This window comes from Stenotrophomonas sp. KH_029 (genome assembly GCF_057839765.1).
Map to the genome: position 1 here is coordinate 3,316,964 of NZ_CM174498.1, position 23,897 is coordinate 3,340,860.

General features: G+C 68.6%; 19 protein-coding genes. 8 read left to right on the top strand and 11 right to left on the bottom strand.

Going from position 1 to position 23,897, the window contains the following annotated elements; all coding sequences use genetic code 11:
* Positions 1-33: 33 nt before the first annotated feature.
* Entirely contained in the window at positions 34-1,863 is a 1,830-nt protein-coding gene (locus AC3ITM_RS14900; RefSeq protein ID WP_489266077.1) for an autotransporter outer membrane beta-barrel domain-containing protein, read from the bottom strand.
* A gap of 202 nt (positions 1,864-2,065) precedes the next feature.
* Between AC3ITM_RS14900 and thiS the strand changes: the two genes are divergently transcribed.
* The 4 genes from thiS to AC3ITM_RS14920 all read left to right on the top strand — a co-directional run bounded on the left by thiS (position 2,066) and on the right by AC3ITM_RS14920 (position 5,882).
* Entirely contained in the window at positions 2,066-2,266 is a 201-nt protein-coding gene (gene thiS, locus AC3ITM_RS14905; RefSeq protein WP_489266078.1) for a sulfur carrier protein ThiS, read from the top strand.
* Positions 2,267-2,463: 197 nt separating this feature from the next.
* A complete protein-coding gene (locus AC3ITM_RS14910) occupies positions 2,464-3,273 on the top strand; it encodes a thiazole synthase (RefSeq protein ID WP_489266080.1) in 810 nt (269 codons plus the stop codon).
* Positions 3,273-4,007, top strand: coding sequence for a tRNA (guanosine(46)-N7)-methyltransferase TrmB (gene trmB / locus AC3ITM_RS14915; protein ID WP_489266082.1), 735 nt, complete (start codon positions 3,273-3,275; stop codon positions 4,005-4,007). Before AC3ITM_RS14910 ends, trmB begins: the two co-directional genes overlap by 1 nt.
* A 27-nt stretch (positions 4,008-4,034) precedes the next feature.
* Positions 4,035-5,882: an SLC13 family permease gene (locus AC3ITM_RS14920; protein ID WP_489266084.1), complete on the top strand. Its 1,848-nt coding sequence runs from the start codon at positions 4,035-4,037 to the stop codon at positions 5,880-5,882.
* A gap of 123 nt (positions 5,883-6,005) precedes the next feature.
* On the opposite strand, the gene AC3ITM_RS14925 is transcribed toward AC3ITM_RS14920, so the two are convergent.
* Positions 6,006-6,353: a Rieske (2Fe-2S) protein gene (locus AC3ITM_RS14925; RefSeq protein WP_489266086.1), complete on the bottom strand. Its 348-nt coding sequence runs from the start codon at positions 6,351-6,353 to the stop codon at positions 6,006-6,008.
* Positions 6,354-6,529: 176 nt separating this feature from the next.
* Between AC3ITM_RS14925 and AC3ITM_RS14930 the strand changes: the two genes are divergently transcribed.
* The 4 genes from AC3ITM_RS14930 to AC3ITM_RS14945 all read left to right on the top strand — a co-directional run bounded on the left by AC3ITM_RS14930 (position 6,530) and on the right by AC3ITM_RS14945 (position 9,702).
* A complete protein-coding gene (locus AC3ITM_RS14930) occupies positions 6,530-6,808 on the top strand; it encodes a hypothetical protein (RefSeq protein WP_489266087.1) in 279 nt (92 codons plus the stop codon).
* Between the two features lie 117 nt (positions 6,809-6,925).
* Complete coding sequence (locus AC3ITM_RS14935; protein WP_489266089.1) at positions 6,926-7,633, top strand: fumarylacetoacetate hydrolase family protein; 708 nt, start codon at positions 6,926-6,928, stop codon at positions 7,631-7,633.
* 53 nt (positions 7,634-7,686) lie between these two features.
* Complete coding sequence (mscL, locus tag AC3ITM_RS14940) at positions 7,687-8,091, top strand: large-conductance mechanosensitive channel protein MscL (RefSeq protein ID WP_489266091.1); 405 nt, start codon at positions 7,687-7,689, stop codon at positions 8,089-8,091.
* A gap of 189 nt (positions 8,092-8,280) precedes the next feature.
* Positions 8,281-9,702, top strand: coding sequence for a M28 family peptidase (locus AC3ITM_RS14945; protein WP_489266093.1), 1,422 nt, complete (start codon positions 8,281-8,283; stop codon positions 9,700-9,702).
* Between the two features lie 45 nt (positions 9,703-9,747).
* On the opposite strand, the gene AC3ITM_RS14950 is transcribed toward AC3ITM_RS14945, so the two are convergent.
* The 9 genes from AC3ITM_RS14950 to AC3ITM_RS14990 form a co-directional block, all read right to left on the bottom strand.
* Positions 9,748-11,229, bottom strand: a complete 1,482-nt coding sequence (locus AC3ITM_RS14950; RefSeq protein ID WP_489266094.1) for an alanine/glycine:cation symporter family protein — start codon at positions 11,227-11,229, stop codon at positions 9,748-9,750.
* Between the two features lie 67 nt (positions 11,230-11,296).
* Entirely contained in the window at positions 11,297-12,298 is a 1,002-nt protein-coding gene (locus AC3ITM_RS14955; protein WP_489266096.1) for a hypothetical protein, read from the bottom strand.
* Between the two features lie 593 nt (positions 12,299-12,891).
* The gene (locus tag AC3ITM_RS14960) at positions 12,892-13,731 is read right to left on the bottom strand and encodes a TrmH family RNA methyltransferase (RefSeq protein ID WP_489266098.1); all 840 of its coding nucleotides are present in this window, start codon (positions 13,729-13,731) and stop codon (positions 12,892-12,894) included.
* The gene (locus AC3ITM_RS14965) at positions 13,724-15,241 is read right to left on the bottom strand and encodes an alanine/glycine:cation symporter family protein (protein ID WP_489266100.1); all 1,518 of its coding nucleotides are present in this window, start codon (positions 15,239-15,241) and stop codon (positions 13,724-13,726) included. Before AC3ITM_RS14965 ends, AC3ITM_RS14960 begins: the two co-directional genes overlap by 8 nt.
* A 220-nt stretch (positions 15,242-15,461) precedes the next feature.
* A complete protein-coding gene (locus AC3ITM_RS14970) occupies positions 15,462-18,587 on the bottom strand; it encodes an efflux RND transporter permease subunit (RefSeq protein ID WP_489266102.1) in 3,126 nt (1,041 codons plus the stop codon).
* The gene (locus AC3ITM_RS14975; RefSeq protein ID WP_489266104.1) at positions 18,584-19,660 is read right to left on the bottom strand and encodes an efflux RND transporter periplasmic adaptor subunit; all 1,077 of its coding nucleotides are present in this window, start codon (positions 19,658-19,660) and stop codon (positions 18,584-18,586) included. The genes AC3ITM_RS14970 and AC3ITM_RS14975 overlap by 4 nt, the downstream gene beginning before the upstream one ends.
* 198 nt (positions 19,661-19,858) lie before the next feature.
* Complete coding sequence (locus AC3ITM_RS14980) at positions 19,859-21,916, bottom strand: TonB-dependent copper receptor (protein ID WP_489266106.1); 2,058 nt, start codon at positions 21,914-21,916, stop codon at positions 19,859-19,861.
* Positions 21,917-21,986: 70 nt separating this feature from the next.
* Complete coding sequence (locus AC3ITM_RS14985; RefSeq protein WP_489266108.1) at positions 21,987-22,514, bottom strand: hypothetical protein; 528 nt, start codon at positions 22,512-22,514, stop codon at positions 21,987-21,989.
* A 184-nt stretch (positions 22,515-22,698) separates the two neighbouring features.
* Entirely contained in the window at positions 22,699-23,682 is a 984-nt protein-coding gene (locus AC3ITM_RS14990; RefSeq protein WP_228887429.1) for a LysR family transcriptional regulator, read from the bottom strand.
* Between the last annotated feature and the right edge of the window lie 215 nt (positions 23,683-23,897).

A 23,897-nucleotide genomic window follows, 5' to 3' on the forward strand; every position in this document is an offset into this window, starting at 1 on the left:
CGGCGCCCCGGGCGGGGCGCTGCGCGCGGTGGATCAGAAGCTGCCGCTGAAGCTGGCAAACAGCGACACGTCGCGGGCACGCTTCTGCGCGGTGGTGGTGCTCATGCCGATGTTGCTGTTCAGGCCCCACAGGTTCAGGCGCGCACCCAGTACGGCGGTGGCGTAGTTCTTGTCGAACTCCAGGCCCGGCACCTTGTACATGCCCACTTCCGGCATGCTCTGCAGCCAGGCGCTGGCCTGCTGGCCGTCCTCGAACTCATGGTCGTAGGTGACCTGCACGTACGGCTTGATGCTGCCGCCGTCGAAGCGCGCCTGCCAGCCGACGCGGCCGACGGTGGAATCCACATCCTGGCTGGCGTAGCCCAGCGCGGTGGCGCTGGTGTTGCTTTCGGCGTAACCGTCCAGCTTGACCTTCTGCCAGATCACCGCGGCGACCGGGCCGTGGCGGAAGCCGCCTTCGGTACCGAACTCGTAGCCGGCGTTCAACGCGGCGGTCAGGTTGCTGCCTTCGGGCGAACCGGTGTGCTCGCGGGTGGCCGGGCCGAGCTGGACCTTGCGGGTCACGTCATAGTCCAGCCAGCTGTAGCTGACCTGGCCGTTGACCCAGGCGCGCTCGCCATACCAGCCGGCGAACAGGCCCAGGGTGGTGTCGGACTGGGTGAAATCGCCCTTGCTGTTGCCGAAATCGGCATCCATGCGGCCATAGCCGGCGAAGCCGCCGGCGACCATGCCGTCGCGCGCCCAATCCACGCCGAACAGGCCGGCCGGGGCCATGCCGTCGTACAGGTCGGCGTGGGCGTAACGCTGCATGTCGCCACGCAGGTTGCCCCACCAGCTCAGGCCATCGGCCGGGCGGCCGGCCAGGTGCCAGCTGACCTGGTCGGCGCGCGAACGGCCGACGGTCTGCGCCGAATGGGTCAGGATCTGCTGGTTGCGCGGGGCTTCCAGGATCGACAGGGTGTACTGGCCCAGCATTTCATGGGTGGCGCTGGTGGGGTGCACGCCGTCGGCGAACACGTAGCTGTTGGCCGCGTTGGGGGTCACGTAGCTGAGCGGGCTGCAGGTCAGCGAACTGGCATCGGTGCAGGCCGGGCTGGTGACGTTGGTGAAGCCGTAGGTGGCCGGGCTGGCGACGATTTCCTGCAGGATGTGGAAGGTGTCGACCGGGATCACCTGCAGGCCGGCGGCCTTCAGGCCCCCGAACAGCGCATCGTTGTAGGCCTTGGCCAGCGCGGTGCCGGCGGCCATCGCCGCCGGGCCACCGGCGCGGGCGCCCGGGGTCAGGCCGATGTCGGGAATGGTCGGTACCACCACGTACTGCGCGCCGGCGCCCTTGAGGGTGGCCACGATGCCGACCTGGTCGGTGACTGCGCCGGCCAGGGTGGCCTGCAGCGGCGCGCCGCGCTGGATCGCGAACAGGTCGTTGGCGCCGCCCCACACGGTGTACAGCGCGTTGGCGTCGGCCTTGCCGCCGTTGGCGGCCAGGTACTGCGCGGTCTGGGTTTTCATCGAATACACCGGCACTGCCGGCAGGCGCGGGTCCAGCACCAGGCTGGTGTCCACGCCGACGCGGGCGCCGCCGATGGCGTAGTTGTCGCCGTTCTGGCCGTTGCCGTGCGCTGCACCGTTGACGCCGTAGTAATGGGCCACGTACTGCGCCCAGGTCCAGCCCGGGTTGGTGGTGAACTGGCCGATCACCGGGCGCGAGGCAGCCGGCAGCAGCGGACGGAAATAACCGGCATCGCTGAGGCTGTCGCCGATGACCACGGACTTGGAATAGGGCGATTGCGCCATGGCCGGCGCGGCGGCCAGGGCGATGGCGACGGCCATCAGGGAACGCAGCGGTCGCTTGCGGATCTGCATGTAAAGCTCCTTGGAGGGGGTGGGAACGGCCGACGTACGCCGGCGCACGGTGCCATGGTTTCACCGGCCCCAGGTCAATTCACGCTGCGCTGCGGCATGAGGTCGGGCGCGATCGGCGCAGCCCCCGCCGCAACAGGCCCGGCACGCCGTCCACGGGATGGCAAGGGTACGCAGCGCAGCGGCATTCAGGGACAATGGCGACATGAACATCGTGCTCAACGGCAACACCCGCCAGCTTCCGCAAAGCGCCACCGTCCACGACCTGCTGCTGCACGAGCAGTTGCTCCAGCGCCGGGTCGCGGTGGAGGTCAACGGCCAGATCATCACCCGCAGCCACCATGCCAGCCACCCGCTGCGCGACGGCGACGTGGTCGAGATCGTGCACGCGCTGGGTGGCGGCTGACATCGCGCCGGTCCTGTCGGGCGCGTCTCGGGCCATCGCCGCGCCATCATGGCCATCGCCGCGGCGGTGCCGTTGGCCGGGGTCGCGGCGGCCGGGTTTCCGCGGGCCCACGGCGCCGCGCGCGCGGCGTTGGCAGCGCGGCGGCGGCCTGCGCGCACGCGCAGCATCGTGACGCGCGATAGGCGATAATTCAGCCCATGAATGCATATGCCTCCACTGATTCGCTGGTGATTGCCGGCAAGACCTACGGTTCCCGGCTGTTGACCGGGACCGGCAAGTTCAAGGACCTGGAAGAAACCCGCCTGGCCACCGAGGCGGCCGGGGCCCGGATCGTTACCGTGGCGATCCGCCGCACCCCGTTCTTCAACCAGGATGTCGGGCACAACCCGGGCGAGCCGAACCTGCTGGACGTGCTGCCGCCGGACCGTTACACCATCCTGCCCAATACCGCCGGCTGCTACACCGCCGACGATGCGGTGCGCACCTGCCGGCTCGCCCGCGAACTGCTGGACGGGCACAACCTGACCAAGCTGGAAGTGCTGGGCGACCAGAAGACCCTGTACCCGGACGTGGTGCAGACCCTCAAGGCTGCCGAACAGCTGGTCAAGGACGGCTTCGAGGTGATGGTCTATACCTCCGACGACCCGATCCTGGCCAAGCGCCTGGAAGAGATCGGCTGCGTGGCGGTGATGCCGCTGGCCGCGCCGATCGGCTCGGGGCTGGGCATCCAGAACAAGTACAACCTGCTGCAGATCATCGAAGACGCCAAGGTGCCGATCATCGTCGACGCCGGCGTGGGCACCGCTTCCGATGCGGCCATCGCGATGGAACTTGGCTGCGACGGCGTACTGATGAACACCGCCATCGCCGGCGCGCGCAACCCCGTGCTGATGGCCAGCGCGATGCGCAAGGCCGTGGAAGCGGGCCGCGAAGCCTTCCTGGCCGGGCGCATTCCGCGCAAACGCTATGCCAGTGCGTCCTCGCCGGTGGACGGGTTGATCGGCTGATGACCAATCCCTTCGACAGCGCCGGCGCCAAGGCCCCGGCCAAGCCGTTCACCATCACCGAAGGCCGCCGCGAGGTACGCAGCTTCGTGCTGCGCCAGGGCCGCTTCACCCCCGCCCAGCAGCGCGCGTTCGACGACCGCTGGCCGCGCTTCGGCCTGGATTTCACCGGGCAGCGGCGCGACCTGGACGCCACCTTCGGGCGCACCGCGCCCAAGGTGCTGGAAATCGGCTTCGGCAACGGCGCCGCGCTGCGCTTTGCCGCCCAGCAGGATCCCGGCCGCGACTACATCGGCATCGAAGTACACGCCCCGGGCGTGGGCCGCCTGCTCAATGCGCTGGCCGACGACAATGCCGACCACGTGCGCCTGTACCACCACGATGCGGTGGAAGTACTGGAGCAGGAAATCGCCGATGGCGCGCTGGACGAGGTGCGCATCTACTTCCCCGATCCGTGGCACAAGAAGCGCCACAACAAGCGCCGCCTGATCCAGCCCGGCTTTGCCGAGCTGCTGGTGCGCAAGCTGCGCGTCGGTGGCCGCCTGCACTGCGCCACCGATTGGGAAGATTATGCCGAGCAGATGTGGGAGGTGCTCGACGCCACCGCCGGGTTGAGCAACCGCGCCGGTCCGCGCGGCCAGGTGGAACGCCCGGCGTGGCGCCCGCAGACCCACTTCGAAACCCGTGGCCAGAAGCTTGGCCATGGGGTGTGGGACCTGTTGTACGACCGTACCTGATCCCTTACCAAGGAAACGCGCCACCCCATGGATACCGCGCTGACGCTGACCACCGATATGAAGCTCGTGCTCGGGCTGGTCGGCTTCACGATGGCGATGTTCCTGTTCGAGCGCATCCGCGCCGACGTGGTGGCGCTGGTGGTGCTGGTGGTGCTGGGCGTGACCGGGTTGATCGCGCCGGAAGAGATCTTCGGCGGTTTCTCGGGCAACGCGGTGATGAGCATCATCGCCACCACCATCCTCGGTGCGGGCCTGGACCGCACCGGGGCGTTGAACCGGCTGGCGGCCTGGCTGCTGCGGCGCGGGCATGGGGTGGAAACCCGCCTGCTGATGATGACCACCGCGATCGCCGGCCTGAATTCCTCGTTCATGCAGAACCCGTCGGTGATGGCGCTGTACCTGCCGGTGGCCTCGCGGCTGGCCGCGCGCACCGGGCTGACCCTGCAGCGGCTGCTGCTGCCGATCGCCGCGGCGATCGTGATGGGCGGCGCGCTGACCATGGTCGGCAATTCGCCGCTGATCCTGTTGAACGATCTGCTGGCCTCGGCCAACAACAACCTGCCCTCGGGCCTGGTCACCATTGAGCCGCTGCGCATGTTCGCGCCGCTGCCGATCGGCCTGGCGCTGCTGGCCGCCTCCCTGCTGTACTTCCGCTACTTCGGTGACCGCAAGCTGGTCGAAGAGGAAACCCTGGCCAACGACGGGGTCACCCCGGCACGCACCGAGAGCTACTTCGCCAAGACCTATGGCATCGAAGGCGATGTCTTCGAACTGGTGGTCAGCGCCGAGAGCCCGCTGGTCGGGATGACCCTGGGCGAGGCCGAGAACGTGCACGATGCGCCGCTGCTGCTGGCCCTGAAGACCGGCAACGATACCCGGCTGGCGCCGCCGGCGGAGATGCGCATCTGGGTGGGCAGCGTGCTCGGGGTGATGGGCGCGCGCCAGCAGGTCAGCGATTTCGCGCAGAACCAGTTCCTGCGCATGTCCTCGCGGCTGAAGCACCTGGGCGACCTGTTCAACCCCAGCCGCGCCGGCATTTCCGAGGCGGTGGTGCCGCCGACCTCGGACGTGATCGGCAAGACCGCCTCGGAACTGCGCCTGCGCAAGCAGCGCGGCATCAGCCTGCTGGCGATCAACCGCGACAAGCAGGTGATCCGCGAGGACGTGCGCAACGTGGCGCTGCGCGCCGGCGACATGCTGGTGTTCCACAGCATCTGGACCGACCTGGCGCAGGCGGCCAAGAGCCGCGACTTCGTGGTGGTCACCGACTACCCCAAGGGCGAGCAGCGCCCGCACAAATTCAAGATCGCGATGAGCATCTTCGCCATCACCATCCTGATCGCGCTGACCTCCAAGCTGCCGGTGGCGCTGACCCTGATGACCGGCGTGGCCGGCATGCTGCTGACCGGGGTGCTGCGCATGGACGAGGCGTATGCGTCGATCAACTGGAAGACCATCTTCATGATGGCCGGGCTGATTCCGCTGGGCTGGGCGATGGACAGCAGCGGTGCGGCGGCCTGGGTGGCCGGGCATACCATCGACCGCCTGCCCACCGGCATACCGGTGTGGGTGCTGGAGATCGCGCTGGCGCTGCTGACCACGGTCTTCTCGCTGGTGATCAGCCACGTGGGGGCGACCATCGTGATGGTGCCGATCGCGGTCAACCTGGCCCTGGCGGTGGGCGGCAACCCGACCGCGTTCGCGCTGATCGTGGCCTTGTCGGCCTCCAACAACCTGATGACCGCGTCCAACCCGGTGATCTCGATGATCACCGGCCCGGCCAACTACACCCCGCGCGAACTGTGGCGGGTGGGCGCGCCGCTGTCGCTGGTCTACACCGCCGTGGTGGTGTTGATGATCAACCTGATGTTCTGAGGCGGCGCGTAGCGACCAACGGTCGCTACCTACCGCGCGCTGTGCGTCATCCCCGCCGGCGGCGACCGCTCGTCACCGCCGTAGGTACCGACCGTTGGTCGGTACGCGGCGGCACGCACGCCATCACCCCAACCACACCTGCCCATCGCGTACCTGCAACGGCACCGCGCGCAGGCGGTCGCCCTTGCATGGGCCGGCCACGCAGTTGCCGTCGTCCAGTGCGAACGAGGCCCCATGCGCGGCGCAGACCAGATGCCCCTCGCGGCTCTTGAGGAACTGCCCCGGCGCCCAGTCCAGCCGGCGCCCGGCATGCGGGCAGATGTTCAGCCAGCCACGTACCTGCCCGCCGTGGCGGTACAGCACCACCGATTCGCTGTCGCCGTCCACGGTCGCTTCGACCTCGGCGAACCCCTGGTCGGCAATGGCCTCCAGCGCGATCAACGGAGCGGCAGCGGTATCGGAAACGGACATGTCGGCACACGGATTCAATGGGCCGGCATTCTCTCATGCCCTCACGTGGCTGGCCCTGCGATGAACACAAGTCATTGATTTGAAATGAACGACGGCCACAATTAACGAGTTTTTCACTCAATGACAGAGGCCACCCCGGATACTCATGGCTCGCTGACTTCAGCCAAGCCGCCACCATGTACAGCCGCTACTTCCAGTTCAACACGTTCCGTACCCTGTTCGCGCCGCGCAAGCCCCGCCATCCGCTGGTGCGCGTTGCAGTGGGCCTGCTGGGCCTGGCGATCCTGGCCGCGCTGGTGTTCGTGGGGGTGTTCGTGGGCGCGGCGATGATCATCGCCGGGCTGGCCTGGAAGCTGCTGGCCCAGCGCAAGCAGGCCGGCCGCCAGAGCGATCCGCAGGTGGTCGACGCCGAGTACCGCGTGGTCCGCAAGCCGGCATTGCCGCTGTCGCGTTGAGTTCACGCCGCGCTGCTGCGCAGCCCTTCGCCCGCACCGGGTAACGCCACGTTTAGCGTGGCACCTCGCGCACGCTCGTTCTAGACTGCCCATGACCCTTGGTGACAGGACGCGAGCATGACCGATGTAATCCCCACTCCCGCGCGACCGCGCATTCCGGTTGCCGGTGGCGGCACCTTCCCGGTGCGCCGCATCTACTGCGTCGGGCGCAATTTCGCCGACCATGCGCGCGAGATGGGGGCCGCGGTGCCTGCCGCCGATGACCGTGGCCGCCCGATGTTCTTCAGCAAGCCGGCCGATGCGATCGTGGTCGGGCACGACGATGTGATCCCCTACCCTTCGGCCACCCACGAGCTGCACCACGAAGTGGAACTGGTGGTGGCGATCGGCCGCGATGCCCCGGCCGGCGTACTGCCGGTCGAACAGGCCGAGGCGCTGGTGTTCGGCTATGGCGTCGGCCTGGACCTGACCCGCCGCGACCTGCAGGCCGCGGCCAAGGCCAAGGGCCATCCGTGGGATCCGGCCAAGGGCTTCGATCATTCCGCGCCGGTCAGCGAGCTGGTCCCGGCCGGCGAAGTGGGCGACCTGGCCGCGCTCAACCTGTCGCTGGAAATCAACGGGCAGGTCCGCCAGCAGTCGCTGCTGGACCAGATGATCTGGAACGTGCCGGAGATCCTGCACGAGCTGTCCAAGCTGTGGGCACTGCGCGCCGGCGACCTGGTGTTCATGGGCACCCCGGCCGGGGTGGCCGCGCTGCAGCCGGGCGACCGTTTCAGCGCGCGGCTGGAGAATGTCGCCGAACGCCACGGCATCATCGCTGGATGACGACCGCTGGGTTACGCTGCGCTGCCCTCTAATTACCACCACAGGAGACTCCGATGGGAGTGCTTACCGAGTTCAAGGAATTTGCCATGCGTGGCAACGTCATCGACCTGGCGGTCGGTGTCGTCATCGGTGCCGCGTTCGGCAAGATCGTCACCGCCCTGGTCGACAAGATCATCATGCCGCCGCTGGGCTGGCTGATCGGTCGGGTCGATTTCTCCCAACTGGCCTGGACCCTGGCGCCGGCGCGGCCGGGGGCCGACGGCAAGGAGATCCCGGCGGTGGTGATCGGCTACGGCGATTTCCTCAACACCCTGGTGCAGTTCGTCATCGTTGCGTTTGCGATCTTCCTGGTGATCAAGGTGATCAACCGCCTGGCCCGCAAGAAGGACGCCGCACCGGCCGCACCGGCCGAAGAAGTGCTGCTGTTGCGCGAGATCCGCGACAACCTCAAGAAATGAGCACCCGGTGCCGGCAACGGCACCCACGCCCGGTAGGCGGCGACCGTTGGTCGCCGCCCCCGGCGTACCGACCCACGGTCGGTACCTACCTGCAGAAAACAGCATTCACCGGAGCATGACCTCCCGGCCATGTGCGATAGACACGGACTGTTAAGCTCTGGGGCTTACGCCCTGCCTACCGGAGTTGCCATGCGTGCCCGCGTTGTTGCCCTCGCATCCGCCCTTGCCCTGCTGGCGTCGCCGGCGTTCGCCGCACCGGCTGCCACCACCCTGCCGCCGGCCTCGCTGGGCACTGCTGCGCAGCTGCGCGAGCAGGCGCTCAAGGACGACACCGGCTGGAAGGTGGTCGAATCGTTGACTACCGAAATCGGCCCGCGCATCGCCGGTGGTGAGGCCGATGCCCGCGCCGTGGCCTGGGCCGTGACCAAGTTCAAGGCACTGGGTTTTGACAAGGTCTGGACCGAGCCGGTGACCTTCCCCAAGTGGGAGCGCCGCAGCGAACACGCCCAGGTCACCGGCAGGCACGCCCAGCCGCTGAGCATCACCGCCCTGGGCGGCAGCCCGGGCGGCACGGTCGAGGCCGAGGTGGTGCGCTTTGCCGACCTGGCCGCGCTGCAGGCCGCACCGGCCGGTTCGCTGCAGGGCAAGATCGCATTCGTCGATTACCAGATGACCGCCTACCGCGACGGCCGCGATTACGGCAATGGCGGCGCGGTGCGCAGCAAGGGCCCGTCCGAGGCGATACGCAAGGGCGCGGTGGGCTTTGTGATGCGCTCTGCCGGTACCGATTCGCACCGCGTGCCGCATACCGGCATCACCCGCTTCGACGATGGCCTGACCCCGGTACCGTCGGCGGCGCTGTCGGTGCCCGACGCCAACCAGCTGGCACGCCTGCTCGCCCTCGGCAGCACCACGCTCAAGCTCAGCCTGGATTGCGGCTGGGACGGCACGGCCACCTCCTACAACGTGATCGGGCAGATCAACGGACGCAGCCTGCTCAAGGAAGTGGTGGTGATCGGCGGCCACCTCGATTCCTGGGACCTGGGCACCGGTGCGGTCGATGACGGCGCCGGCGTGGCCATCACCATGGCCGCCGGCCATCTGATCGGCCAACTCAAGCAGGCGCCCAAGCGCAGCATCCGCGTGGTGGCCTTCGCCAACGAGGAACAGGGACTGTACGGCGGCAAGGCGTACGCGCAGGCGCATGCCAAGGACGTGGTATTGCACCAGCTGGCCGCCGAAAGCGACTTCGGTGCCGGGCGCATCTATGCCTTCAACACCGGCTCGCCCAATCCGGCCGGCTCGCGCGAGGCTACCCGGCAGATCGCCGAGGTGCTCAAGCCGCTGGGCATCGATTACGCACCGGACAAGGGCGGCCCCGGCCCGGATGTCGGCCCGTTGGCGGCCAAGGGCGGTGCCTGGGCGTGGCTGGCGCAGGACGGCAGCGACTACTTCCACCTGCACCACACCGCCGACGACACCCTGGACAAGATCGACCCGGCGGCGCTGGCCCAGAACGTGGCCGCCTACACCGTCTTCGCCTACCTGGCCGCCGAGGCCGACGGCAGCTTCGGCAGCGAAGCCAAGCCGACCACCCCGCCCAACGAGTGAACCGTGCACCGGGCGCGGCCGGCAAGGCCGCGCCCGGTCACGCGGTTACTTCGCCTCGACGCGGACGGCGGCGATGTCGGCCCAGATCGGCGCATTGCGTATGCCGATCCGCTCCGGATCGAAGCACGGGTCCAGCCCCCGCGCACGCGCGCCGTCGTAGTCGCGCAACGCGGCCAGCGCCGGCTTGTGCAGCAGGATCAGCGCGATGATGTTCAACCAGGCCATCATCCCCACCCCGATATCGCCCAGCGACCAGGCCACCGTGGCCGTGTTCAGCGCCGAATAGGTGACCCCGCCGAGAAAGGCCAGCCGGAACGCCAGCAGCAGCCGGGGCGAACGCTGGCTGCGGCGCAGGTAGACCAGGTTGGTTTCGGCGATGTAGTACAGCGCCAGGATCGTGGTGAACGCAAACGGCAGGATCGCCAGCGCGATGAACGACGAGCCGAAGCCGGGCAGCACCGATTCCACCGCGTGCTGCACGAAGCTGGGCCCGGCCTCCAGTGCCGGCACATTGGCCACGATCATCCGCGCCGCCTCGCCGGCAGCGGCCGGGCTGGGGTCGTGCACGTTGTAGGCGCCGGTGGACAGGATCAGGAAGGCGGTGGCGCTGCATACCACCAGGGTGTCGATGTAGATCGAGAACGACTGCACCAGGCCCTGCTTGACGGGGTGGCTGACTTCGGCCGCCGCGGCCGGATGCGCACCGCTGCCCATGCCGGCCTCGTTGGACAGCACGCCACGGCGCACGCCCCACTGGATCGCCGCACCGATCATTCCGCCGAACGCAGCGTCGGTACCGAATGCGCTGCGCACGATCAGCATGAACATCTCCGGCACCGCCGGCAGGTTCAGCACCACCACGATCGCCGCCACCAGCAGGTAGCCCAGCGCCATGAACGGCACCACCACCTGGGTCACATGGGCGATGCGGCGCACGCCGCCGAAGATCACCAGCGCCAGCAGGGCGACCACACCGGCCGCCGCGCCCCAGGCCGGCACGCCCCAGGCATGGTCGAGCGCAGCGGCGATCGCGTTGGACTGGGTGCCGGGCAGGAACAACCCGCCGCCGACGATCGTGCTCAACGCGAACAGACAGCCATACCAGCGCATGCCCAGGCCTTTTTCGATGTAGTACGCCGGCCCGCCGCGGTACAGGCCGTCGGCATCGCGGTCCTTGTAGATCTGCGCCAGGGTCGATTCGATGAAGGCGCTGGAGGCGCCGAAGAACGCCACCGCCCACATCCAGAAGATCGCGCCCGGGCCGCCGAAGGCGATCGCCATCGCCACCCCGGCGATGTTGCCCACCCCGACCCGGCTGGACAGCGAAATGCTCAAGGCCTGGAATGAGGACACCCCGGCCGCCGAACTGGGCGAACGGAACATCAGGCGCAGCATGTCCGGCAGCCCGCGCAACTGGATGAAGCGGGTACGCACGCTGAAATACAGCCCGGCCAACAGGCACAGGCCCACCAGTGCCGGGCTCCAGACCACCGCCAGGATCCAGCCAATGACAGCTTCCACGTTCATGTCACACTCCTTGTTACCGAGAAACCGGCGCCCCCCTGCAGCGCCGGAACAGGCCACCGCTGGCGGCTCAGAAGAACATCCCCAGTGCGACCTGCGGGCTGATGAAGTGGCCGCTGTTGCGCCCGGCCACGCTGAATTCCACCCCGGCGATCAGGCCGAAGCGGGAGTTGAAGTGGTATTCGACGGCCGGCGCCAGGGTGATGCTGCTGCTGGACGGGCGCCGCTCGTCGATGCGCTGGGCCACGCCATCGGCGTCGGGCGCATAGCCGGTGAGTTGCCGTTGCGATTCGCGGCTGGCGGACACCTCCATCACCCCGACCCAGCGCGAATTGAAGCTGTATTCGGCTGCTGCCGACACGCCCAGCAAGGAGCCGCGCGCGATGCTGCCGCGGAAGCCGTCCGGCGTGCCGTACACACTGCTGCCATGCAGGGCCACCCGTGACGGTGCCGGGCTGGCGGTGAGCTGGCCGCGCCAGCGCAGCGGGCGGTCGTTGGACATCCACACCACCTGTTGGGCGGCCAGCGACAGGCTGGTGCGCTGCACGCCGTCGCCCTGCGCGTTCAGCGGATTGCCGGCGATGCGGTCATAGCTGCCGGTGGCATAGCGTTGGCTCAAGGCCACCGACACCGCCGGGCGGGTGCCATCGGCGCTGGGCGCCTGCAACAGGTATTGCAGCTTGGCGGTGGTATCGCCGGCGCGGAACCCACTGCTGCGCGCGCGCCCGGACTCGGCGGTGGACGCACTGAGGTTGACCTGGCCGGTGACGCGCTCGCCGAAGCCGTAGATGAAAGGCACCACGGTGACCCAGGCACCGCTGTCCTCATCGCTGCGACGGCGCTGTCCGCTGCCGTCGTAGTAGTCACTGCTGTCGACGCGAACCAGATACGGTTCGATGTACCAATGGCCCTTCGGCACGCCGGCCGGATTGGGCGTGATCAGCGGGCCGGTGAAGTTGACGCCCTCCAGCGTGCGTTGCTGGGCACTGGCCGATAACGGGAAAAAGCTGCAGAAGGCAACGGCAGCGGCAAGGGGAACCACACGGATGGAGCGCAACGGATGCAGGATCATGGAGTCTCTCCCAGAAGATTGCGAGGCGGCGATGTCGATCACACCGCGGCGACAATCTGCGCCTGCATTCAGGCGCGGGAGAATATCCAGAATCGTGAAAAGTGCGGATCTGTGAACGACCACACGGACTTGGTTTTACACCCTTCGCGATGGCGCAGGAAAACCCAATGCGCTGCAAATAGCCAGCGGATTATCGATCCCCATGTGCAATGCAGGAAAGGCCGTTGCGCAGCTGCGGGCGGTTGCCTGCGCGGGCTGGAGCCACCGTAGGTCCGGGCCATGCCCGGACACCGCTGCACCCGGCCCGGATCCAACAACAAAAAAACCCGGCCGCATTGCGACCGGGTTACCGGGACTCGACACACCCCACGCGGTGAGTGCCACAGATGTCACTGCGGTCCGGACAACGGCGCCGCGCTGGGTGGGTGTCTCTCCTCACCTACGCAGCACGGCGTCATTGCGCACTGTGCGCGGGGTCACGCCCGTGCACTATGCGAAAAATCCGAATCGCGTGTAGTCACGATGCGATCAGTGACCCATATCACGCTCCGCGTGGGGCAAGCGCGCAGGCGCGCTGCCCGAAAACCACGGCCTCAGCGGGCCTTCTGCCCGTACCAGTGCGCCAGCAGCACCGCCGTCGCCGAGGCCACGTTCAGGCTTTCCACCGCCCCGCTGCCGGGGATCGACAACTGTTGGTCGCAGTCCTGCGCCAACTCGCGGTCCATGCCCTCGCCTTCGGCGCCCATCACATACACCAGGCGTGCCGGCACCGTGCTGGCGAACAGATCATCGCCGCCCTCGACCAGGGTCGCCGCCAGGCCGAAACCGGCCGCCCGCAGCTGCGCCATCGCCTGCGGCAGTGCCGGCAGACGCACCAGCGGCACCGCTTCGGCACCGCCCTCGGCCACGCGCGCCGCCGCCCCGGACAACGCCAGCGTCGCCCCCGGTGGCAGCAACAGGCCAGCCACGCCGAAATGCGCGGCCGAGCGCAGGATCGCGCCGAAGTTGTGCGGGTTGCCTACCCCGTCCAGCCACAGCGCCAGCATCGGCTGGCCGGCCGGCAGGCTGTCCAGCCAGTCGGCCAGCTCCAGCATCGGCGCCCGCAACACATCGGCTACCACGCCTTCGTGGTGGGTAGTGGCGGCCAGCTTGTTGAGGTCGCCCTCCTCCACCACCCGGTAGCCCACGCGGTTGGCCACGCACCACTTCAGCAACGGCTGCAGGCGCGGGATCAGTGCTTCCACCAGGTACAGCTTGCGCAGTGCCTGCGGGCGCTTGTCGAACAGCGCCTGCACGGCGTTCCAGCCGTACAGCCGCAGCTCGTCGTTGCCGCGCCCCGGCGGCGGGGCGCCAGCGCCCTCGCGCGGCGGCAGCGGGGTGGCCCGCGGCGGTCGCGCCGACGGGCGGCGGGCATTCTTCCAGGGATCATTCACTACGGGACGGCTCCAGCTTGCGGTGACGCCAGAAATCGGCGTTCTTGATGCCCAGGGCATCGGGATCGAAGGTCGGATCCAGGCCGAGCTTCTTCTGTCTCTCGTAATCGCGCAGCGCCAGCAGTGCCGGCTTCTGCACGATCAGGATGGCGATGATGTTCAGCCACGCCATCAGGCCCACGCCGATGTCGCCCAGCGCCCAGGCCATCTTGGCGTTGTGGAACGCACCGAACACCACCATGCCGATGATGCCCAGGCGCAGCAGCAGCACGGTCAGCGGGCGCTTGCGATTGTGGTTGATGTAGCTGAGGTTGGTTTCGGCCATGTAGTAATAGGCCATGATCGTGGTGAAGGCGAAGAAGAAGATCGCGATCGCCACGAACGCCGAACCCCAGCCCGGCAGCACGGTCTCAACGGCCGCCTGCGCATAACCGGCGCCTTCGGAAACGCCGGCCAGGCCGGCGAACACCGGTGCGCCGCCGGCCACCGGCGAGTACACGTTGTAGGTGCCCGCCGCCAGGATCAGGAAGGCGGTGGAGGTGCACACCAGCATGGTGTCGAAGTAGATCGCGAAGGCCTGCACGTAGCCCTGCTTGGCCGGGTGCGAGACCTCCGAGGCCGCCGCCGCGTGCGGGCCGGTGCCCTGCCCGGCTTCGTTGGCGTAGATGCCGCGCTTGACCCCCCACTCCACGGCCAGGCCCATCATCGCGCCGAACGCGGCGTGCGCGCCGAAGGCGCTGCTGAACACCGTGCGGAACATGTCCGGCACGCGGTCGTAGTTGATGATCATGATGACGATGGCCATCAGGATGAAGGCAGCGGCCATGAACGGCACCACCACCTCGGCGAAGTTGGCGATGCGCTTGACCCCGCCGAAGATGACCACGCCCAGCAGCAGCGCCACCACGGCGCCGATGCCCAGCTTGAGCGCCTGCTCCGACGCCATGCCCATGAACTGGCCATCCAGCGGCCCGCACAGCGCACCGCCACGGCAGGCATTGATGATGCTGTCGGCGATCGCATTGGCCTGCACGCCCGGCATCAGGAAGCCGGCCGCGGCGATGGTGGCCACCGCGAAGGCCAGCGCATACCACTTCAGGCCCATCGCTTTTTCGATGTAGTACGCCGGGCCGCCGCGGTAGCGGCCTTCGGCATCCTTGGTCTTGTAGATCTGCGCCAGGGTGCATTCCACATACGAAGTGGAGGCCCCGAGGAAGCCCATGATCCACATCCAGAAGATCGCGCCGGGGCCGCCGAAGGCGATCGCGGTGGCCACCCCGGCGATGTTGCCGATGCCCATGCGCCCGGCCATCGACATGGCCAGGGCCTGGAACGAAGACACGCCGGCCTCGGATTTCTCGCCCTGCACGGTGAGCCGGCACATCTCGAAGAAACCGCGGATCTGCATGAAGCGGGTGCGGGCGCTGAAGTACAGGCCGGCGGCCAGGCACAGGAAGATCAGCGCCTTGCTCCAGATGATGCTGTTGATGAACTCTACGGTTGCTTCCACGCACTCTCTCCAGTCGGCGGAAAATGAAGGACGTCCCGACGGCTGGAGGGGACCGGGTCGATTCTCCCTGATCGCGGCCGCCACGGGTAGCGCCGATTGTGCCGGGTCGCTCCGGCAGCAGGGCCAGGCCGCCCGGCGTGGCGGCACCGGCCCGGGGCCCGGCCCGCCGGCCGCTCAGGGCAGCCGGTGCCCGCCGCGGGCCACGCCGCGCGGCGCCGGCTCAGGCATGCCCGCCCACCGAGGGGGTCTGTCGCTCCTGCCGCTCCAGCTCGCGCGCCACCGTTTCAGGCGACTGCGTGTACGGGGCCAGCAGCGCATAGAACGCCGGCACCACGAACAGCGACAGGAAGGTGGACACCGCGACGCCGAAGATCACCACGATGCCGATCGTGCCGCGGCTGGCCGAACCGGGGCCACCGGCGACCACCAGCGGCACCGCACCGACCACCGTGGCGATGGAGGTCATCAGGATCGGGCGCAGCCGCACCATCGCCGATTCGACGATGGCCTGGTGCACATTGCGGCCCTCATCGCGCAGCTGGTTGGCGAACTCCACGATCAGGATGCCGTTCTTGGCTGCCAGGCCGACCAGCATCACGATCCCGATCTGGCTGAACAGGTTGATGCTGCCGCCGCTGACATACAGGCCCAGCAACGCGCCGAGCACGCCCAGCGGCACGGTCAGCATGATCACCAGCGGGTGGATGAAGCTTTCGAACTGCGCGGCCAGCACCAGGAACACCACCAGCAGGGCCATCGCGAAGGTCAGCAGCACCGCGCCGCCGGCGTTCTGGTACTCGCGCGACTCGCCCTTCCAGTCGAGCTGGGCATGCTGGGGCAGCTCTTCGCGGGCGGTCTGCTGCGCCCAGGCGATCGCCTCGCCGAGCGGATAGCCCGGGGCCAGGCCGGCGCTGATGGTGATCGAGCGCAGCCGGTTGAAGCGGTTCAGCGAACCGGCTTCGGCCACTTCGCTGAGGGTGACCAGGTTGGACAACGGCACCAGCTCACCGCCGCTGGCGCGCACCCGGATCGCGGCCAGGTCGGCTGGCGAGGCGCGGCCGTCGCGCCCGGCCTGGACCAGCACGTCGTATTCCTCGCCGTTGTCGACGAACGTAGTGACCCGGCGCGAGCCCATCATGGTTTCCAGCGCGCTGCCGATCGCGGTGACCGACACGCCCAGGTCGGCCGCGCGCTGGCGGTCGATGTTGACACGCATCTGCGGCCGGGTTTCCTTATAGTCCGAATCGGCGCCGACCAGGCCGGGGTTGTCGGCCATGCGCTGCAGCAGGCGGTCGCGCCACTGCGCGATCTCGGCGTACTCCGGGCCGCCCAGCACGATCTGGAACGGCTGGCCCTGGCTGCGCACCAGGCCGCCACCGACCTGGGTGCGCACGCGCACGCCGCGCAGATCGTTCAAATGCGTCTGCAGCTCGGCGGCCACCTCCGGGGTGCCGATCGCGCGTTGCCGCCACGGCTGCAGGAACACGCTGATGCGGCCGGTATGCATTTCCTCGCTGGCACCGAAGCCACCGGGCACGCGCGGGTTGGCGCGCACGATCGGCTTGTCGTCGCCGACGAAACCGGCCACCACCTTCTCCACTTGCTGCACCTGGGCCACGGTGTAGTCGTAGCCGGCGCCTTCGGGGCCATCGATCATGATCTGGAACGAGCCGCGGTCTTCGGCCGGCGCCAGTTCGGAAGGCAGCACGGTGAGCAGCAAGCCGCTGGCCAGCAACGACAGCACCATCACCACCACGTAGATCCAGGTGCGCCCCACGTGCGCATCGAGCACGCGCCCGTAGGCGGCCGAAACCCGGTCCAGGTTGCGGTTGATCACCCCGTGCAGGCCACGCGGCGCCTTGCCGGTATGCGGCTTGAGCAGCTTGGAGGCCATCATCGGGGTCAACGTCAGCGACACGAACGCCGACAACGCCACCGCCGCGGCCAGGGCGACGGCCAGCTCGCGGAACAGGCGCCCGGTGTTGCCTTCCAGGAAGCCGACCGGCAGGAATACCGCCACCAGCACCGCGGTGGTGGCGATCACCGCGAAGGCGACCTGCGCGGTGCCGCGCTTGGAGGCCACCAGCGGCGGCTCGCCCAGGTCGATGCGGCGCTGCACGTTCTCCACCACCACGATCGCATCATCGACCACCAGCCCGATGCACAGCACCAGCGCCAGCAACGTCAGCAGGTTGATCGAGAAGCCGAATGCATACAGCGCGATGAACGCGGCGACCAGGCACACCGGCACGGTCACCGCCGGAATCAGCGCGGCGCGGAAACTGCCCAGGAACAGCCAGATCACCACCAGCACCAGCAGCATGGCTTCCACCAGCGTGGCATACACGCGGTCCACGGCCGCTTCGATGAAGGTAGTGTTGTCGAAGGCCACGAAGATGTGGGTGCCTTCGGGCAGGGTCAGCCCGACCCGCTCGGCTTCGGCGCGCGCGGTGCGGGCCACGTCCAGCGAGTTGGCGGTGGAGGTCTTGACGATGCCCAGGCCGATGCCCGGCTCGCCATTGCTGCGGTAATAGGCGCGGCGCTCGGAGGAGGCCAGCTCGATCTTGGCCACATCGCCCATGCGGACCACGTAGCCATCGGCGCCCTTGCCCAGCGGAATGGTGGCGAAGTCCTCGGGTTTGACGTAGTTGCGCTCCACCCGCAGGGTGAAATCGCGGTCGGTCGATTCGATCCGGCCGGCCGGCAGTTCGACGTTTTCGTTGCGCAGCGCGGTTTCCACGTCGCCCACGGTGAAGCCGCGCGCGGCCAACTGGTCGCGGTCCAGCCAGATCCGCATGGCGTAACGCTGGCGGCCACCGATGCGTACCTGGGCCACCCCGTCCAGGCTGGAGAAACGGTCGACCACGTAGCGGTCGGCGTAGTCGCTCAACTCCAGCGTGTCCATGCTGGAGGAGGTCATGTTGAACCAGATGATCGGGTCGGCGTCGCTTTCGACCTTGGCGATCTCCGGCGGGCGCGCCTCTTCGGGCATGCGGTCGGCGACCCGGCTGACCGCATCGCGCACGTCGTTGGCCGCCGCTTCGATATCGCGGTTGGAGGTGAACTCGATGCTGACCTGGGCGCGGCCGTTGGAGCTGCGCGCGTTGATGGTGTCGATGCCTTCGATGCCGGCCAGCGCGTCTTCCAGCACCTGGGTGATGCGGCTTTCGATCACCGCGGCCGAGGCGCCGGTGTAGTCCACCGACACCGAGACGATCGGCGGGTCGATGGCCGGCAGCTCGCGCAGGGTCAGCCGGGTGAACGACATGATGCCCAGCACCACCAGCAGCAGGCTCATCACCACGGCAAACACCGGGCGCTGGATGGAGACGTCGGAGAGCTTCATCCGGCGGCGCCGCTGGGCTTGGTTGCCGCCACGGCGGGATCGGGGCGGTCATCCACCTTCAGGCCCGGGCGCAGCTTGCCGGTGCCGTCGACCACGATGCGGTCGCCGGCCTTGAGCCCGCTGCGGATTTCGACCACGCCGGCGCGGCGCGCACCGCTGCTGATGTCGATGCGTTCCACGCTTTGGTCGGCCTTGACCCGGTACACGAACGAATCGCGGCCAACCTGGACCACGGCGATCTCGGGGATGACCAGGGCCTGGCGCTCGGGGCGGAACATGCGCACATCCAGCAGCATGCCCGGGCGCAACGCGTGGTCGGTGTTGACGAAGTCGGCGCGCACGGTGACCGCGCGCGTGCCCGGGTCGACCCGGGTATCGATGGTGGCCACCACTCCGTCGAACTGCCGGCCGGGATAGGCCACGCTGGTGGCGCTGACCTTGTCGCCCTGCGACAGCGCGGCCAGTTCGGCTTCGGGCACCTGGAAGTCGATGTGCATGCGCTCGATATCGTCGAGCGTGGCGATCGTGGTGGTCGGGGTCAGCAGCGAACCGGCGCTGACCTGGCGGATGCCGAGCACGCCGGCAAACGGCGCCCGCACCCGGCGGTCACCGATGTCCGACTGCATTTCACGTACGCGCGCGGCAGCCGCATCGCGGATCGCGCGCTGGGTATCCAGGGTAGCGCTGGCCACCAGTTGCTGGGCGGCCAGTTCTCGCTGGCGCTTGTACAGCTGGTCGGCCTCGGCGAAGGTGGCCTGGGCCTGCAGCAGCGCCGCTTCCTGGGCCTGCCCGCGCAGGGTGACCAGCGGCGTGCCGGCGGCAACCTGCTGGCCGCTTTCGAAGTGCACGGTCTCGATGATTTCGCTGACCTTGGCGGTGATGGTCACCGACTCGCGGGCCTTGGCGGTACCCAGCGCCTGCAGGGTGTCGCTCCATGCGGAGGGCTGCACCACCTGGGTGGTGACCGGCACGACCTCGGCCGGCCCACGCGCGGCCTGGTCCTTGCTGCCGCACCCGGCCAGCAGGGCCAGGGCCAGGCCAGCGGCGAAGCGCCCTGTATTGCGTCCCAACATGAAAAACAATCCCGGTTGTTGCACGACCGCCGAGTGTACGGGCGGGGACCCTCCGGGCATATGTGCCAAGCGTTTACCGGCACCGGGTGACGGCCGCAACCCCTTTCGTGCTGGGGCCGCCGCTGTGTGTCAACATGTATCGGCAGGTGTCGGGCGGGCCGCGGTGGCGCCGGGCCCTGCCCGGCGCCACCTGGCAGGTCAGTAGCGGTAATTCACCTTCATCCATGCCGTCCGGCCCGGCTCGTTGATCCGCACCGGGTCGGCCGGGAAGCCGAAATCGGCACTGCCGGCCAGATTCAGGTGTTCGCTGTAGGCGCGGTCGAACAGGTTGTCGATCCCGGCACTGAGCAGCAGCCCCTCACCGAGCCGATAGCCGGCATTGAGCGCCAGGGTGGCAAAACCTGCGCTGGGCCCCAGGTCGCGCGCCACCACGTTGCCCTGGCCATCGGCGATACGGTGCTGGTGGGCCACGGCGCGGCCGAGTGCGCCCAGGGTCCAGCGCTCGCCTTCCCAGCTCGCGCTGAGGCGGGCGTCCAGCGGTGGCATCTGCGGCAGCGGGCCGCCGCTGCTGCGGTTCTCGCCCCAGGCATAGGCGAGCGTGCCGCCGAGTTTCCAGTGCTGGCCCAGGCGCAGGTCGGCGCCGGCTTCGGCGCCGGCGATGCGCGCATCGACGTTGCTGGCCTGGCTCATGCTGCCCATCATGCCGCCGTCCCGGTAGGTGAACAGAATGTAGTCCTGCAGGCGCCCGGCATAGGCCGATACCCAGGCGTTGAGGCGCTCGCTGCGGTACTGCAGGCCAAGATCGAGCTGGGTGGTTTTCTCCGGCGCGATGGCGGAAAACGCGTTGACCGTGCCGACCGGTCCCCTGTCGGGGGAGAACAGTTCCCAGTAGTCGGGCATGCGTTCGCTGTGGCCGATGCCGGCATACCAGGTCAGCGCCGGCGCGATGTCGCGTTCCATGCGCAGGAAGCCGCTGCCGAGGTTTTCGCGGCGCCGCTGGCCGGCGGTGGGATTGGGCATGGCCATCATGCCGGTGCTGGCGCGCTGGTCGGTGACCTCGGCGCGGTCGATACGCAGGCCGCCCACCCAGCGCCGGGCGGTGCCCTCGCCCAGGGTGATTTCGGTGAAGGCGCCCAGGTTTTCGAAGCGTGCGTCGGTCTCCCAGGGTTGCTGGCGGTAGGTGTTGCGGCCCATGCCGTTGCGGCTGCGGTGGCGGCTGTCCTGCGCGTCGACGCCGGCCACGATCGCGATGCCCTGCCAGCGCCATTCCGAGGCGATGCGGCCACCGCGGGTGCGCCGGTCCACGTTGGCGGCCATCGGCATCGGCATGCTGCTGGCCGGGTTGGGGGTGCGCAGGGTGTAGTTGTCCATCAGGTGGTCGGCGTCGTTGTAGTAGACGTTGGCCAGCAGCTTGTCCCAGGCGCCGGGCAGGTTGTCCCTCTCGAAGCGGGCGGCGTAACTGGTGCGCTTGAACGCGGCACCATCCATGCCACGCCCGGCATAACGGGCGATGGCATCACCGCTGCCGGCCGACAGTTCCAGCACGGTGTCGGCATCGGGGGTCCAGCCGACGGCCACGTCGCTGTTCCACTTGCGCCACTTCGATGGCACCACCTCGCCGTTGCCGTCGGTGTAGTCGTCGGCTTCGGAACGGTTGCCGTTGACCCGCACATAGCCCTGCGATGCGCCGGCGGTGAGGTCCAGCACCTGGTCGTTGCGGTTGCGCGAGCCGACCAGGGCGCTGGCGTTGAGGTCGATGCCGGGGGCATCGAAATGCGGGGTGTCGCGTTCGAAGCGCACCGTGCCGGCCGACGCACCGGCACCCCAGCGCACGCTTTGCGGGCCCTTGATGATGGTCAGCCGGTCGAAGGTTTCCGGGGCGATATAGGACAGCGGGTTGTCCATCCGCGACGGGCAGGCGCCGATCAGATTGCCCTCGTTGCTGACGATGTTCAGCCGCGAACCGAACATGCCACGCAGCACCGGGTCGCCGTTGGTGCCGCCGTTGCGGATCGCGGAAAAACCGGGAACCGTCTTCAGATAGTCGGCGCCATCACTGGCCGGCACCGGTTGACGCGGCAGCCGCGGGTCGGTGACCCAGTGCAGCGGCGAGGACGGCGCGGTGGCGGTGACGACCAGCGTATCGAGGGTGCGGGCATCGTCGGCGGCGGCCTGCAGCGGCAACGCGATCAGGGCCAGCGACAGGGAAACAGACAGGCGCGTCAGTGCGCCCGCGCTGCGGGAAGAAACATTCATGGTGGAACTCCAGAAAAGCACGCAGGCACGCGTCGCCATCACGGCGACACGGGCAGGAAGGGTGGTGGTTTCAGGAGATCGCGGGCGGGCCGCGGGCGGCGTGGGCCGGCCAGCGCAGGCTGCGGGGCGTGGGCACTGCGCGCAGGACACGCGGTGCGATGACCGGCATCGCCGGCAACAACAGGATCAGGACCGCCAGCCACGGCATCAGGCGCGAGGCCATCATGCAGTATTCGCAGGCGTCACCATGCCCGGCGTGCTCGCTCATTGGCGGCGACGGTACGGGGGCGTCATGGGCACCGGGCGTGGCGTGCATCGGCGTGTGCTGCATCGCCATCTCGTGGTGCTGCATGCCAGGGTGCTGCATGTCGCCGTGCTGCATGGCGTGATGTTGCTCGTCGTGCTGCGGCATGCCGTGTCCGGCGTGGGCATCCGGCAGCGCCGGCAGCGCGTGGGTCATGCCGGTCGGCATCAGCATCACCGGCGCCTCGGCATGGGCCTGCTGCCAGCGGCTGACCAGCGGCGCCAGCGCCATCAGCAGCGTCGCCACGAAGGCAAGCTGCAGCAGGACGGCGTACGGGCGACGGCGGACATTCACCCCGTCATGGTAGCGCCCGACCGTTGGTCGGGCAGCCCAAAGCCCTGCGACCAACCGTCGCAGCGGCCTCTGCAAAGCCCCGGCCGATTCCCTCACCCCGTCTGGAGAAAAGCCCCCTTCTGTTGAAGGGGGCGCGCCAAAGGCGCGGGGTAGAGGAAGCATGCGCGGCCATCACCGTCGCTTCTCAGACGGTGATGGTCTGCGTCAGCGATTCCCAGGTCGGCGGCAACGGCCAGTTGGCTTCCTGGTTGCCGTCGATCACCCGACGCAGGTCGCGGGTATCGATCTGCGGCGCCAGCACGTGCACCAGCTCCAGCGCGTAGTCGCGCAGCACCCGGTCGCGCGGCAGCACCGCCCAGGCGATGCACTCGTCGATCGGCGCCGGCGCCGGCCAGGCGCGCAGGTCTTCGTCGCCGGCATTGACCGCCATTTCCGCCAGCAGGCCCACGCCCAGGCCGGTGCGTACATAGGTCTTGATCAGGTCCGCGTCCAGCGCGGTCAGGGCGATGTCCGGGGTCAGCCCGGCACTGGCGAAGGCACGCTGCAACGAAGAGCTGCCGCGGGTGGAAGATTCGTAGCTGATCAGCGGATGGCCGGCCAGCGCCTGCAGGTCCGGCGCCGCGCCGGGGCGGTCCAGTGCATGGCCGCGCGGCACCAGCACCAGCCGGCGCCAGCGGTACAGCGGAATGGCGATGCCGGCACCGGGTTCGGCGCCGGCGGTGGAGATGATGGCGATGTCCGCATCGCCCTGGCTGAGCAGGTCCAGCGCATCGCTTTCGGCGGCCTGCTGCAGATGCACGCTGACCTGCGGATAGGCCTGCTTGATCCGCGCCACCGCCGGCGGCAGCACGAACCGCGCCTGGGTATGGGTGGTGGTCAGCACCAGCTGGCCCTGGCTTTCGCGGCGCTGGTTGGCGGCATAGGTACGGATGTTGTTGGCTTCGCCCAGCACCGCACGGGCACGGCCGATCACTTCCACCCCGGCCGGGGTCACCGCTTCCAGGCTGCGGCCCTTGCGCACGAACAGCAGGAAGCCCAGTTCGTCCTCCAGCTGCTTGAGTTGCTTGGACAGGCCGGGCTGGGTGGCATGAACACGCGAAGCGGCCAGCGTGATGTTCAGCTCGGCGTCGGCGATGGCCACCAGATAACGGAGTTGGGTCAGCGTCATGGGCGTGCGGCACGGCAGGCGAAGGGAGGGCAATCCGACTGTAGGGCAATTGCCGTCACCAGCTTATAACCAAATGTTGTTTAAGAAGGTAATCAGGTCATTTCGCGCTGTCATATGCCGGCGCTACGGTCTGATCGATCTTGGCCGGGCCGGCAACCGGCCCTTCCTGCGCGCCGCCGCCCCGATGCGGCGGCCGGACCTACCTCGGAGCAACC

Excerpts from the sequence above, each read along its gene's own strand:
- AC3ITM_RS14900 (WP_489266077.1), bottom strand. The coding sequence starts at position 1,863 with ATGCAGATCCGCAAGCGACCGCTGCGTTCCCTGATGGCCGTCGCCATC.
- thiS (WP_489266078.1), top strand. The coding sequence starts at position 2,066 with ATGAACATCGTGCTCAACGGCAACACCCGCCAGCTTCCGCAAAGCGCC.
- AC3ITM_RS14910 (WP_489266080.1), top strand. The coding sequence starts at position 2,464 with ATGAATGCATATGCCTCCACTGATTCGCTGGTGATTGCCGGCAAGACC.
- trmB (WP_489266082.1), top strand. The coding sequence starts at position 3,273 with ATGACCAATCCCTTCGACAGCGCCGGCGCCAAGGCCCCGGCCAAGCCG.
- AC3ITM_RS14920 (WP_489266084.1), top strand. The coding sequence starts at position 4,035 with ATGGATACCGCGCTGACGCTGACCACCGATATGAAGCTCGTGCTCGGG.
- AC3ITM_RS14925 (WP_489266086.1), bottom strand. The coding sequence starts at position 6,353 with ATGTCCGTTTCCGATACCGCTGCCGCTCCGTTGATCGCGCTGGAGGCC.
- AC3ITM_RS14930 (WP_489266087.1), top strand. The coding sequence starts at position 6,530 with ATGTACAGCCGCTACTTCCAGTTCAACACGTTCCGTACCCTGTTCGCG.
- AC3ITM_RS14935 (WP_489266089.1), top strand. The coding sequence starts at position 6,926 with ATGACCGATGTAATCCCCACTCCCGCGCGACCGCGCATTCCGGTTGCC.
- mscL (WP_489266091.1), top strand. The coding sequence starts at position 7,687 with ATGGGAGTGCTTACCGAGTTCAAGGAATTTGCCATGCGTGGCAACGTC.
- AC3ITM_RS14945 (WP_489266093.1), top strand. The coding sequence starts at position 8,281 with ATGCGTGCCCGCGTTGTTGCCCTCGCATCCGCCCTTGCCCTGCTGGCG.
- AC3ITM_RS14950 (WP_489266094.1), bottom strand. The coding sequence starts at position 11,229 with ATGAACGTGGAAGCTGTCATTGGCTGGATCCTGGCGGTGGTCTGGAGC.
- AC3ITM_RS14955 (WP_489266096.1), bottom strand. The coding sequence starts at position 12,298 with ATGATCCTGCATCCGTTGCGCTCCATCCGTGTGGTTCCCCTTGCCGCT.
- AC3ITM_RS14970 (WP_489266102.1), bottom strand. The coding sequence starts at position 18,587 with ATGAAGCTCTCCGACGTCTCCATCCAGCGCCCGGTGTTTGCCGTGGTG.
- AC3ITM_RS14975 (WP_489266104.1), bottom strand. The coding sequence starts at position 19,660 with ATGTTGGGACGCAATACAGGGCGCTTCGCCGCTGGCCTGGCCCTGGCC.
- AC3ITM_RS14980 (WP_489266106.1), bottom strand. The coding sequence starts at position 21,916 with ATGAATGTTTCTTCCCGCAGCGCGGGCGCACTGACGCGCCTGTCTGTT.
- AC3ITM_RS14990 (WP_228887429.1), bottom strand. The coding sequence starts at position 23,682 with ATGACGCTGACCCAACTCCGTTATCTGGTGGCCATCGCCGACGCCGAG.